Below are 12,825 nucleotides of genomic sequence, written 5' to 3' on the forward strand. Positions count from 1 at the left end.
AATTGCGTGAACCGCCGTGAACGCGTATACTTTTGCCGTTGACGTAATAGAGTGTGCTTGCGGTTACCAGCCGCAAAAATGCTAAAAAAAACCTCGCTGCGGCGGGGTTTTTTGCTTTTTATCGCCGGGGTAAAAAATTGTGATCCTCTGCGCAAATTTCCGTGGTTGAAAATAAATCCGTTGTTTAATGGCGGCAGCTGTGTTTGTATAAATTCAGTTAATTTTTCGACACAAAGGCCCCTAATGAATGCTTCCATGCTGACTTCGACCCTACTAAAAACCGCGCCTGCCGCGGTGGTCGTCGTGCGTGTGGTGGTCGTCGTCGGCAATGCGCCGTAGGGTCCGGAACAACACGATTCCAAACCCCGCCGGCGCAAACCGAGCGGGGTTTTTTTTCGACCCTCGCCCGGTAGGCCGGCTCAGAATAAAAGGACTGGAGCATGGCAAGTTCGGGCACAGCATCACATAAAATGCGCTTTACCGGCGCGCAGTTAGTTGTTCATTTACTGGAACGTCAGGGGATCACCACGGTAACGGGTATCCCTGGCGGCTCCATTCTGCCGGTCTACGACGCGTTAAGCCAAAGCAAGCAGATTCGCCATATTCTGGCGCGTCACGAGCAGGGGGCCGGGTTTATCGCCCAGGGCATGGCGCGCACCGAGGGCAAGCCGGCGGTTTGTATGGCCTGCAGCGGCCCGGGGGCGACAAACCTGATCACCGCCATCGCCGACGCGCGTCTGGACTCGATCCCGCTGGTCTGTATTACCGGTCAGGTGCCGGCCTCAATGATTGGCACCGATGCGTTCCAGGAAGTCGATACCTACGGCATCTCTATCCCCATCACTAAACACAACTATCTGGTTCGCGACATTGCCGAGCTGCCGCAGGTGATGAGCGACGCTTTTCGCATCGCGCAGTCCGGGCGTCCGGGGCCGGTGTGGATAGATATTCCTAAGGACGTGCAGAGCGCGACCATCGAACTGGAGGCGTTACCCGAGCCCGGCGTTCGCGCGGCGGCGCCTGAGTTTGACGGCGCCAGCGTACGTGAAGCGGCGGCGATGATTAATGCCGCTAAGCGTCCGGTGCTCTATCTGGGCGGCGGGGTGATTAATGCTCCGGAGCAGGTTCGCCAGCTGGCGGAAAAAGCCAATCTGCCGACCACCATGACCCTGATGGCGCTGGGCATGCTGCCAAAGGCGCACCCGCTGTCGCTGGGCATGCTCGGCATGCACGGCGCGCGCAGTACCAACTTTACGCTGCAGGAAGCTGATTTACTGATTGTTTTAGGCGCACGTTTTGATGACCGGGCGATTGGTAAAACCGAGCAGTTCTGCCCGAACGCGAAGATTATTCACGTCGATATCGACCGCTCCGAGCTGGGTAAAATTAAGCAGCCGCACGTGGCTATCCAGGGCGATGTCGCCGAGGTTCTGACGCAGCTGATCCCGCAGGTTGCAGCGCAGCCGCGCGACGAGTGGCGCCAGCTGGTCGCCGACCTGCAGCGTGAATTCCCCTGCACCATCCCGCAGCAGCAGGACCCGCTCTCTCATTACGGTTTGATCAATGCCGTTGCCGCCTGCGTGGATGATGAGGCGATTATTACCACCGACGTCGGCCAGCACCAGATGTGGACCGCGCAGGCCTATCCGCTGAATCGCCCCCGCCAGTGGCTGACCTCCGGCGGCCTGGGCACCATGGGCTTTGGCCTGCCGGCGGCGGTTGGCGCAGCTCTGGCGAATCCGCAGCGGAAGGTTATCTGCTTCTCCGGCGACGGCAGCCTGATGATGAACATTCAGGAGATGGCCACCGCCGCTGAAAATCAGCTCGACGTAAAAATCATTCTGATGAACAACGAAGCGCTGGGCCTGGTGCATCAGCAGCAGAGCCTGTTCTATCCGCAGGGCGTGTTTGCCGCCACCTACCCGGGGATGATTAACTTTATGCAGATTGCCGCCGGCTTCGGCCTGCAGACCTGCGACTTAAATCATGAAGCCGATCCGCAGGCGGCGCTGCAGGCGATTATTGACCGCCCCGGCCCGGCGCTGATTCATGTGCGAATCGATGCCGAAGAAAAAGTCTATCCGATGGTACCGCCGGGTGCGGCAAATACAGAAATGGTGGGGGAATAAACCATGCAACAGCAGACTCATGACAACGTTATTCTGGAACTCACCGTGCGTAACCACCCTGGGGTCATGACCCACGTTTGCGGCCTGTTCGCCCGTCGCGCCTTCAACGTGGAGGGCATCCTCTGCCTGCCGATTCAAAACAGCAATCAGAGCCGCATCTGGCTGCTGGTCAATAACGATCAGCGCCTCGAGCAGATGATCAGCCAGATCGATAAGCTGGAGGATGTCGAGAAGGTGACGCGCAATCAGTCCGATCCTTCCATGTTCAATAAAATCGCCGTCTTTTTCGAGTGAGCTAATCGCTCGCCGCATCCGGCGTGATGACTTTTACCGACCCGTTCCGGCAGTGCTGCGCGTAGTCTGCCGGTAGGGGACGATCGCTGATCAGGACATCAAAGGCCGACAGCGGCGCGATGCTGGCGGGCGCGACGTCATCGAACAGCCCGTAGCGGGCGAGCAGGATTTTGCGTAATCCGCGATCCAGCGCCTTGCGTTTAGTGGTGAGATCGTCGGGGTTAAACCAGCTGACGCCAAAATGTTCGTGCACGCCGCTGGCGGAGATAAACACCTTCCGCGGATTCAGGGAGTCGAGGGCCGAGGGGTTGCTGGCATCATAAAAGGCATCGCTCTTGGCCCGGTAGGTGCCGCCGCAGAGGATGGCGGTGGCGTTAGGCTTTTCATTCAGCGCCACAAGCACCCGGTGCGAGTAGCAGATTCCGGTAAAGGTAATGTCATCCGGGATCATGCTAATCACCAGCGGCATCTCACTGCCGTTATCGAAAAAGACGAGGTCGTTTTCGCTGACCAGCCCGGCGGCGAGGATGGCGACGGATAAATCGTCCCGGTGGTGGGGGCTTTTGCCCGCCGGCGCAGCGCTGGCCGCGGGCGATGAGGGCTTGTTCACCATCACCACGTACCCGCCCAGCAGCGTCAGCGGCAGCGGTTGGTCATTCTCAAGGCTGAGATCCCGACGAATGGTCATCACCGAAACTTCCAGCATCCGCGCGGCTTCTTTGAGATGGATACGGTCGGTTTTCTTGAGCAGCTCCATCAGACGCCGGATACGTTCTTTTTGCTTTGTTTCCATTCACCTTCTCCGCAAGTTTGGGCAATAATGTTCCTTTAGTAACATTTTTTGTTCGTCGAAACATTGTGCATTCACACTACTATACTGTGGGCGATCAATAATTAAAAGCGGGTAAGATCGCGTCTCTTAAATTATAAATATTTTACTTTCAGTGTCTTATGTTTATTTCTCGTACTTATTGTTTTACGGGCATGCCGAGCGGCTGAACAGAGGTGGCGGTTAAATAAACAGCCCGTGATTCTGCAATCGCGATCCTGGTCACAAATGGTACGAAAGTAACATGATAATGTTACTATAATATCATTGTTATGTGATTGTTTCTAAGAGGTAGTAAAATGGATATCGCGGTTATCGGCTCAAATATGGTGGATCTGATCACCTATACCAATCAGATGCCAAAAGAGGGGGAAACTCTCGAGGCGCCCTCTTTTAAAATTGGCTGCGGCGGTAAAGGCGCCAACCAGGCCGTCGCGGCAGCCAAGCTTAACTCCAAAGTCCTGATGCTGACCAAGGTCGGGGACGACATCTTTGCCGATAACACGATTCGCAATCTGGAGTCCTGGGGCATTAATACGACCTATGTTGAAAAAGTCCCCTGCACCAGCAGCGGCGTGGCGCCGATTTTTGTTAACGCCAACTCCAGCAACAGTATTCTGATTATTAAAGGCGCCAATAAGTTTCTCTCCCCGGAGGATATTGACCGCGCTGCCGAAGATTTAAAAAAGTGTCAGCTGATTGTTTTACAGCTTGAGGTACAGCTGGAAACGGTTTATCACGCCATTGAATTTGGTAAAAAACACGGCATCGAAGTGTTATTAAATCCGGCGCCGGCGCTGCGTGAATTAGATATGTCCTACGCCTGCAAATGCGACTTTTTCGTCCCTAATGAAACCGAGCTGGAAATATTAACCGGATTGCCCGTTGATACTTACGAGAATATTCGTAGCGCCGCCCGCAGCCTCGTAGAAAAAGGGCTGAATAACATTATTGTCACTATGGGGGAGAAAGGTGCGCTATGGATGACGCGCGATCGGGACGTTCACGTCCCGGCGTTTAAGGTCAGCGCGGTTGATACCAGCGGCGCCGGCGACGCCTTTATCGGCTGTTTTGCGCATTACTACGTCCAGAGCGGCGATGTTGAAGCCGCGATGAAAAAAGCCTCGCTCTTTGCCGCCTTCAGCGTCACCGGCAAAGGTACCCAATCGTCTTATCCCAGCATTGAGCAATTCAATGAATATCTGGCGTTAAACGAATAACCCTCAGCACTGTAAAAGGTAGCACTATGAACGATAAAAATATCGTTCAGATGGCCGACGGCTATCTGAATAAAACCCCTCTGTTCCAGTTTATTTTGTTATCCTGTTTATTCCCGCTATGGGGATGCGCTGCGGCATTAAATGATATTTTAATTACTCAGTTTAAAAGCGTATTTGCGCTGAGCAACTTTGCCTCCGCGCTGGTACAAAGCGCCTTTTATGGCGGTTATTTTTTAATTGCCATTCCGGCCTCGTTAGTGATTAAAAAAACCAGCTATACACATGATACTTCAAGTTGCAGTTTGTTAAGTTCATTCCCTTATATTAATCATTCACTCTGTAACTGATTAAGGATTTGGTGCATGGCCGCCTTTTAGCAAAGCAGATTTTTGGATTTCTTTATTCAATAAAACCAAATCCACCTCAACCCGCTACACTACCGCAACATATTTTATGCCATTGTTATTCTCTTTTAACGTTTCAAGCGTCTGTGGAATGTCATCAAACGCAACGGTTTGAATAAACGGCATAATCAACTCGCAGCGACCGATCTGTTGCAGCATGTTTTCGCCGGCTTGACGTAACCGACTCCACTGTACATTGCTACCGTATGCATGAATGGCTGCCAGAGCAATTTCATGAAGCGAGATACTGGTCGTGAACGGTGGTAATGGCGCTTTTTCCAATCTGTCCTGAATACATACAAGATGGCCGTAATAACCCAGTAATCCCGCCAGAGATAGTGCATTTTGCTGATTGACGGTATCGAAAGCAGCGTACAGCGGTTTTTCGCCCAGTGCGCGATTCAACTCATCTGTCCATGACCTATGGCCATAGTCAAAGCACTGGATGACCCCATGGTTGAGCAATTTTTGATGATGCCTGCCGCTGGCGGTGACATAAACATTAGCGCCTGCCTGAATAAGCATCTGTGTTAACAGGCTGCCAGCACTACCACCGGCACCGCTGACAAGCACGTTCTCACCAGAGAGATGAGGGACTTTTTGCACTGCCTGCCAGGCCGTCAGACCCGGGCAGGGTAACGCTGCCGCGCTGATATCACTGATATGCTCGGGAACAGAAATAACTGCATGAGCGTTGACTATTGTATGGCGGGAAAAACTGCCGTCGAATCGAAGATCGGTATGGTACATTACCCGAGAACCAAGGCGCAGATGCGTGGCGTTTCGGCCTGTGGCGGCTATGACACCCATACCATCTACACCTGGGATTTGGTCAATTTGCCAGATATCTGATAGACCATTCAGTAATTTCCAGTCTACAGGATTGATGCCAATAGCCCGATTCTCAATCAGCACCTGATCATCGCCAGGTTCCTGTAAGACTTTTTCGTGGCGAACAAGCAGGAGTGGAGATACTTGTTTTTTCCACAGAAAGGCTTCGGTTTCTATCATTGATCAGTCCTCTGGTTTTGGTGAAAGGACAAATTAAACAGCGCCTGAGCGTGAATACAATTTCATTTACCCAATCATACCGAAGATGCTGGTCTGAGTGTCTGGAAATTATCGTTAATCCGACAGGTCAGTTGCCCGGCTATCACTGGCAGGGTATCGCTGAAAAATCCGTTTATTGCCGCCCGGAAGGCCTTCGCCGTGGCAAAATACCGGTTGTTCCGGGCATGCTCATTCATGACCTTCCACAACCGCTCAATCGGATTCAGATTCGGGCTGTAAGGAGGCAGGTAGTGCAGTTCAATATTCATCACCACCGCCCAGTCCTGCACCAGTGAGGCACGGTGATACGGTGCACCATCCAGTATAAGATGCACTTTCTGCCTGACCGGGTAAGTCTGCCGGATAGCGATGAAAAACTCACAAATGGTTCTGGCATTAATCTGCGCATAATCGCAGGTCACTGTCCGGGCGATGTCGTTCAGGCTGAGTGCCCCGATGATATTCATCCGGGTACGGCTGCCGGTGGTTTTAACCGCTTTGCGCTCACCCCGGCGTATCCAGCCACCACTCAGTTTCGTTGACTGCGTGGGATGCACCGCATCCATAAACAGGATGGGTTCGCTGTCACCCGCCGTCAGCTTCAGAGCCTCATATTCAGCCATGAACTGCTGCTGTTTTTCTTCGCTGAACTTATGCGGGACGCCCGTCGGCTTTTTCCATGAAAAACCATTGCGGTGAAGCCACTTGTTCATCCCCGGAATGGAGTAAGACACACCGAAACGCTCGCTGACGAGGGCAACAATACTGGCTGTACTCACATGTACGTCATCGGTCAGCAAACAGATTAACTCTGCTGAGTGCGCAGAACTGAGATGCTCCTGAGAACCACCGTTTTCAGAGGTCAGCTTACCCTCATCAAGATAATCCGCGATATGGCGCAGGACGGTGGTCTCATGGATAAGCTGGGACTGCGCAATCATGGTCGTTGACCAGCCCTGAGCAGAGAGGAGTACGCAGCGAATTCTGTCGCAGACACGGCGGTCACGGCTTAGGCGGTGCTGAGCCTCAAGGGCTGCAATCTGTTCGGGTGAGAGTCTGATGTTCATGAATTAAGCATGATCCCCTGACTGCATGAAATCAAGCAGTTTCAATGATCACGGGTATATAAAGTGGCGATTTTAACCGGCCTGACGCTTTATATCGTCGGCTGTACGCTCTTTTTCCCGGCCTCGCACATGGCAACCTACACCATGTTCCTGGCCGCGATTTTTGCCATCGCTATCGGCCTGAGCTTCCTGGAGACGGCGGCGAACACCTACAGCTCAATGATTGGGCCAAAGGCGCAGGCGACGCTACGTCTGAATATTAGCCAGACCTTCTATCCGATTGGCGCCGCGGCCGGCATCCTGCTGGGCAAATATCTGGTCTTTTCCGACGGTGAAAGCCTCGAAAAACAGATGGCGGGCATGAACGCCGAGCAGATCCATAACTTTAAAATCCTGATGCTGGAAAACACCCTTGAGCCCTACAAGTACATGATCATGGTACTGGTGGTGGTGATGGTGCTCTTCCTGCTGACCCGCTTCCCGACCTGCAAAGTGGCGCAGACGGCGAACCATAAGCGTCCGTCGGCGCTCGACACCCTGCGCTACCTGGCGAAAAACGCCCGCTTTCGTCGCGGGATTATCGCCCAGTTCCTCTACGTCGGGATGCAGGTCACCGTCTGGTCGTTCACGATTCGCCTGGCGCTGGAGCTGGGGGATATCAACGAGCGCGATGCCTCAACCTTTATGATCTATAGCTTCGCCTGCTTCTTCATCGGTAAGTTTATTGCCAACATTCTGATGACGCGCTTCACGCCGGAAAAAGTGCTGATTATCTACTCGGTCATCGGCGCACTGTTCCTCGCCTACGTGGCGCTGGCGCCGAGCTTCAGCGCGGTGTACGTAGCGGTGCTGGTGAGCGTTCTGTTTGGACCCTGCTGGGCAACCATCTATGCCGGGACCCTCGATACGGTTGATAACGAGCATACCGAAATGGCCGGGGCGGTGATTGTGATGGCGATTATCGGCGCGGCGGTAGTGCCGGCGATTCAGGGCTACGTCGCGGACATGTTCCACTCCCTGCAGGTGTCGTTCCTGGTGCCGATGCTGTGCTTCATCTACGTCGGCGTCTACTTCTGGCGCGAGTGCAAAGCGCGCCGCGCCCTGACCGAAGCGACGGCCTCCTGAGGAGAATCATCATGACGACACGTTTAACCCTATGGCGTCAGCTCTTTACCGAACACCCTCGCGTCCTGCTGGCGAACGATGCCTTTACGGTCACCGCGTTCCGCTACCCCAGCGGCGTAGAGGGCCTGCGGGTGGAGAACTCGCGCGGCCAGCTGGTCATTCTGCCCTGGCTGGGGCAAATGATCTGGGACGCGGAGTTCGATGGTCACGATCTGACGATGCGCAATATGTTCAGCGAGCCGAAGCCGGCGACGGAAGTGGTGGCCACCTACGGCTGCTTCGCCTTCCACTCCGGGCTGCTGGCGAACGGCTGCCCCTCGCCGGAGGATACGCATCCGCTGCACGGCGAGATGGCCTGCGCCGCGATGGATGAAGCCTGGCTGGAGCTGGCGGAGGAGAGCCTGCGGGTAACGGGACGCTACGAATACGTGATGGGCTTCGGTCATCATTATCTGGCGCAGCCCGCGGTGGATCTGCATAAAGGGAGCGCGCTCTTTGATATTCACATGGCGGTCACCAACCTCGCTTCCGTCGCGATGCCGCTACAGTATATGTGCCATATGAACTATGCCTACGTGGCCGGGGCCCGCTTCAGCCAGAATATCCCCGACGACGCCCTCGCGCTGCGGGAGTCGGTGCCGGCCCACGTGCATCCGACCGAGCGGTGGCTGGCGTTCAACCGGCGCATTCTGCAAGGAGAGGAGTCGCTGGCGGTCCTGAACGAGCCGGACTATTACGATCCGGAAATCGTCTTTTTCGCCGACAGGCTCGATCGCTACACCGACCGGCCTGAATTTCGCATGACGGCTCCGGATGGCACCACGTTCATCACCCGCTTCTCCAGCGCGGAGCTGAACTACGTGACCCGCTGGATCCTCTATAACGGCGATCAGCAGGTGGCGGCTTTTGCGCTACCGGCCACCTGTCGTCCCGAAGGATTTCTGGCGGCGCAGCGTAACGGCAGCCTGATCTCGCTGGCTCCGCAGGAGACCCGCGCCTTCAGCGTGACCACCGGCATCGGCGGCTGATGAGTATAATAGTGCTCAAGGCTTGAACAGCAGCGCGCTTATCGTTAAGGTAAGCGCGTTTTTTTATCCGCCGGGAAACGCCATGACCTCCATTGCCCTTATTGACGATCATCTTATCGTCCGCTCCGGTTTTGCGCAGTTGCTGGCGCTGGAAAGCGATTTCCGGGTGGTGGCGGAGTTCGGCTCCGGCCGCGAGGCGCTGGCGGGTCTGCCGGGCCGCGGCGTGCAGGTCTGCATTTGCGATATTTCGATGCCGGATATCTCGGGCCTCGAGCTGCTGAGCCAGCCTGCCCAAAGGCATCGCGACCATTATGCTCTCGGTCCACGACAGCCCGGCGCTGGTGGAGCAGGCGCTGAACGCCGGCGCCCGCGGCTTTCTCTCCAAACGCTGCAGTCCGGACGAGCTGATTGCCGCCGTCCGCACGGTGGCGACCGGCGGCTGCTACCTGACGCCGGATATCGCCATGAAGCTGGCGGCCGGTCGCCAGGATCCGCTCACCAGGCGCGAACGGCAGGTGGCGGAAAAGCTGGCCCAGGGAATGGCGGTGAAAGAGATCGCCGCCGAGCTTGGACTATCGCCCAAGACCGTCCACGTTCATCGCGCTAACCTGCTGGAAAAGCTCGGCGTCAGCAACGACGTTGAGCTGGCGCGGCGCATGTTCGATAGCTGGCAGTGAAAGCGCTGTTCTCGCGGCTGCTCTCGGTCGTCGGCTGCTTCTTTATCTTCTCCGCCGCGTGGTTTTGCCTGTGGAGCATCAGCCTGCACGTGGTGGCGCGCCCGGATCTCGCGGTGCTGCTGTTTCCCTTCGGTCTACGCCTTGGCCTGATGCTGCAGTGCCCGCGCGACTACTGGCCGGTGCTGCTGGGAGCGGAATGGCTGCTGATCTTCTGGCTGGCGCAGGAAGTGGCGCTGGCTCATCCGATAATATTGACGATCGGCAGTCTGCTAACCCTGCTGCCGGTGGCGCTGATTTCGCGCTATCGCCAGCAGCGCGACTGGCTGACCCTGCTGCGTCAGGGCGGCGCGCTGATTGCCGCCGCGCTGCTGCAATCGCTGCCGTGGCTCGGCGAAGGCAGCGACGGCCTCAACGCCCTGCTGCTGACGTTGACCGGCGGCCTGACGCTGGCGCCGACCTGCCTGGTCATCTGGCACTACCTCACCAGCACCGTCTGGCGTCCGCTGGGGCCGGCGCTGGTTTCGCAACCGGTGAACTGGCGCGGGCGGCACCTGATCTGGTATCTGCTGCTGTTTATGGTCAGCCTGTGGCTGCAGCTGGGGCTGCCCGCCGAGCTCTCGCGCTTTACGCCGTTTTGCCTGGCGCTGCCGATTATCGCCCTGGCCTGGCACTACGGCTGGCAGGGGGCGCTGATTGCCGCCCTGATGAACGCGATTGCCCTCATCGCCAGCCAGACCTGGCACGACCATCCGGTGGATTTACTGCTCTCCCTGCTGGCGCAAAGCCTGACCGGCCTGCTGCTGGGGGCCGGCATTCAGCGGCTGCGTGAGCTGAACCAGTCGCTGCAAAGCGAGCTGGCGCGCAACCGGCGGCTGGCGGAACGCCTGCTGGAAACCGAAGAGAGCGTGCGCCGCGACGTGGCGCGCGAACTGCATGACGATATCGGCCAGACCATCACCGCCATCCGCACCCAGGCGGGCATTGTGCAGCGCCTGGCGCCGGAGAACGGCGGCGTCAGGCAGAGCAGCCAGCTGATTGAGCAGCTCTCCCTGGGCGTCTATGACTCGGTGCGCCGCCTGCTGGGGCGCCTGCGCCCGCGGCAGCTGGACGATCTGACCCTTGAACAGGCGGTGCGTTCGCTGATGCGCGAAATGGAGATCGAAGATCGCGGTATAGTCAGCCACCTCGACTGGCGCATCGATGAATCCGCGTTGAGCGAAAATCAGCGCGTTACCCTGTTCCGCGTCTGCCAGGAAGGGCTGAACAATATCGTCAAGCACGCCAGCGCCAGCGCGGTTACGCTGCAGGGCTGGCAGCAGGATGGGCGGCTGATGCTGGTACTTGAGGATGACGGCAACGGGCTGCCGCCGGGCACCGGACAGCACGGCTTTGGCCTGATCGGTATGTGCGAGCGCGTGACGGCGCTGGGCGGGACCTTAACCATTTCCTGTACCCACGGCACTCGCGTCTGCGTCAGCCTGCCGCTGCGCTACGCCTGAGGAGCGATGATGTTTACCTTTATGAAATCCCCGCTCGACGCCGAGCCGCTAGCCGATAAGCAGGCCCTGGACGAGCGCTATCGCTACTGGCGGCGCCATATTCTGCTGACCATCTGGCTGGGCTACGCGCTATTCTACTTCACGCGCAAAAGCTTCAACGCCGCGGTGCCGGAGATTCTCGCCGGCGGCGTGCTGACCCGCAGCGATATCGGCCTGCTGGCGACGCTGTTTTACATCACCTACGGACTGTCCAAATTTTTATCCGGCATCGTCAGCGACCGCTCTAACGCCCGCTACTTTATGGGCCTCGGCCTGATTGCGACCGGGGTGGTCAATATCCTGTTCGGCTTTTCTACCTCGCTGTGGGCCTTTGCGCTGCTGTGGGCGCTGAACGCCTTTTTCCAGGGCTGGGGCTCGCCGGTGTGCGCCCGTCTGCTGACCGCATGGTACTCCCGTACCGAGCGCGGCGGCTGGTGGGCGCTGTGGAACACGGCCCATAACGTCGGCGGCGCGCTGATCCCGATAGTTATCGGCGCCGCGGCGCTGCACTACGGCTGGCGCGCCGGGATGATGATTGCCGGCATGCTGGCGATCCTCGCCGGGCTGTTTCTCTGCTGGCGGCTGCGCGACCGGCCGCAGGCGGTGGGGCTGCCCGCGGTAGGCGACTGGCGTCACGATGAGCTGGAGATCGCCCAGCAGCAGGAGGGGCTGGGCCTGACGCGCCGGGAGATCCTCTACAGATACGTATTAACGAACCCCTATATCTGGCTGCTGTCGCTGTGCTACGTGCTGGTTTACGTGGTGCGGGCGGCGATTAACGACTGGGGCAATCTCTACATGTCGGAGACCCTGGGGGTCAATCTGGTGACCGCCAACTCGGCGGTGACCATGTTTGAGCTGGGAGGATTTATCGGCGCGCTGGTGGCCGGCTGGGGCTCGGACAAGCTGTTCAACGGCAATCGCGGGCCGATGAACCTGATTTTTGCCGCCGGGATAATGCTGTCGGTGGGCGGCCTGTGGCTGATGCCGTTTGCCAGCTACGTGATGCAGGCGGCCTGCTTCTTTACCACCGGCTTCTTTGTTTTCGGCCCGCAGATGCTGATCGGCATGGCGGCGGCGGAGTGCTCGCATCGCGACGCGGCGGGGGCGGCAACCGGGTTTGTCGGGCTGTTTGCCTATCTGGGCGCCTCGCTCTCCGGCTGGCCGCTGGCGCAGGTGATGGACGTCTGGCACTGGAGCGGCTTTTTTGTGGTGATTACCATCGCCGCCGGCATTTCGGCGCTGCTGCTGCTGCCATTTTTAAACGCCCAGGCGCCGAGAACCGCCAGCGAAGCGTGACCTGGCTCTCCTTTTTGCCCCGAGTGGGGCAAAACTAAGAAATTTTCCCGGTTTCACCTGGACGCTGTCTCAGGCCAGCCGCATGGCCAGTTTTTACAATAGCGGTCATTCAAAATCATTTTCCCAAAATAGTTCATGTTGCAGGAAGGCGGCAGGCGAGCGTCG

Annotated in this window: 10 protein-coding genes and 3 pseudogenes; 10 read left to right on the top strand and 3 right to left on the bottom strand. The window is 57.3% G+C overall.

Annotated features, from left to right (window positions below; translation table 11 throughout):
- The first annotated feature begins 243 nt into the window (after positions 1 to 243).
- From ivbL to ilvN, 3 genes are all read left to right on the top strand, one after another.
- The gene (gene ivbL / locus ABOC21_RS25480) at positions 244 to 339 is read left to right on the top strand and encodes an ilvB operon leader peptide IvbL (RefSeq protein ID WP_071844866.1); all 96 of its coding nucleotides are present in this window, start codon (positions 244 to 246) and stop codon (positions 337 to 339) included.
- A gap of 101 nt (positions 340 to 440) precedes the next feature.
- Positions 441 to 2,129, top strand: coding sequence for an acetolactate synthase large subunit (gene ilvB / locus ABOC21_RS25485; protein ID WP_426813711.1), 1,689 nt, complete (start codon positions 441 to 443; stop codon positions 2,127 to 2,129).
- A 3-nt stretch (positions 2,130 to 2,132) separates the two neighbouring features.
- Positions 2,133 to 2,423, top strand: coding sequence for an acetolactate synthase small subunit (gene ilvN, locus ABOC21_RS25490; protein WP_095102467.1), 291 nt, complete (start codon positions 2,133 to 2,135; stop codon positions 2,421 to 2,423).
- Position 2,424: 1 nt separating this feature from the next.
- On the opposite strand, the gene ABOC21_RS25495 is transcribed toward ilvN, so the two are convergent.
- Positions 2,425 to 3,216 (bottom strand): DeoR family transcriptional regulator, encoded by a 792-nt coding sequence (locus tag ABOC21_RS25495; RefSeq protein ID WP_426813712.1) that lies wholly within the window; start codon positions 3,214 to 3,216, stop codon positions 2,425 to 2,427.
- 335 nt (positions 3,217 to 3,551) lie between these two features.
- Here ABOC21_RS25495 and rbsK point away from each other — a divergent pair, with 335 nt between their 5' ends.
- Together rbsK and ABOC21_RS25505 are read left to right on the top strand one after the other, a co-directional pair.
- A complete protein-coding gene (rbsK, locus tag ABOC21_RS25500; RefSeq protein ID WP_426813713.1) occupies positions 3,552 to 4,472 on the top strand; it encodes a ribokinase in 921 nt (306 codons plus the stop codon).
- A 26-nt stretch (positions 4,473 to 4,498) separates the two neighbouring features.
- A pseudogene (locus ABOC21_RS25505) lies at positions 4,499 to 4,750 on the top strand (L-fucose:H+ symporter permease); the annotation flags it as partial.
- A 153-nt stretch (positions 4,751 to 4,903) separates the two neighbouring features.
- Here ABOC21_RS25505 and ABOC21_RS25510 read toward each other — a convergent pair.
- Both ABOC21_RS25510 and ABOC21_RS25515 read right to left on the bottom strand, forming a co-directional pair.
- Positions 4,904 to 5,887, bottom strand: coding sequence for an alcohol dehydrogenase catalytic domain-containing protein (locus tag ABOC21_RS25510; protein WP_426813714.1), 984 nt, complete (start codon positions 5,885 to 5,887; stop codon positions 4,904 to 4,906).
- Between the two features lie 74 nt (positions 5,888 to 5,961).
- Positions 5,962 to 6,993: an IS630 family transposase gene (locus ABOC21_RS25515; protein WP_426812791.1), complete on the bottom strand. Its 1,032-nt coding sequence runs from the start codon at positions 6,991 to 6,993 to the stop codon at positions 5,962 to 5,964.
- Between the two features lie 57 nt (positions 6,994 to 7,050).
- Here ABOC21_RS25515 and ABOC21_RS25520 point away from each other — a divergent pair.
- The 5 genes and pseudogenes from ABOC21_RS25520 to ABOC21_RS25540 form a co-directional block, all read left to right on the top strand.
- Positions 7,051 to 8,118 (top strand): annotated as a pseudogene (locus ABOC21_RS25520) (sugar MFS transporter); the annotation flags it as partial.
- 11 nt (positions 8,119 to 8,129) lie between these two features.
- The gene (locus ABOC21_RS25525) at positions 8,130 to 9,146 is read left to right on the top strand and encodes an aldose 1-epimerase family protein (protein WP_426813715.1); all 1,017 of its coding nucleotides are present in this window, start codon (positions 8,130 to 8,132) and stop codon (positions 9,144 to 9,146) included.
- Positions 9,147 to 9,228: 82 nt separating this feature from the next.
- Positions 9,229 to 9,823: pseudogene (gene uhpA, locus ABOC21_RS25530) on the top strand (transcriptional regulator UhpA).
- Positions 9,824 to 9,840: 17 nt separating this feature from the next.
- Positions 9,841 to 11,322 carry a signal transduction histidine-protein kinase/phosphatase UhpB gene (gene uhpB / locus ABOC21_RS25535; RefSeq protein ID WP_426815577.1) on the top strand — a complete coding sequence of 494 codons (1,482 nt, stop codon included), beginning with the start codon at positions 9,841 to 9,843 and terminating at the stop codon, positions 11,320 to 11,322.
- A 9-nt stretch (positions 11,323 to 11,331) separates the two neighbouring features.
- The gene (locus tag ABOC21_RS25540; protein ID WP_426815578.1) at positions 11,332 to 12,660 is read left to right on the top strand and encodes an MFS transporter; all 1,329 of its coding nucleotides are present in this window, start codon (positions 11,332 to 11,334) and stop codon (positions 12,658 to 12,660) included.
- Positions 12,661 to 12,825: the final 165 nt, after the last annotated feature.

The sequence above is a fragment of the Klebsiella sp. WOUb02 genome, assembly GCF_050058015.1.
GTDB lineage: Bacteria > Pseudomonadota > Gammaproteobacteria > Enterobacterales > Enterobacteriaceae > Klebsiella.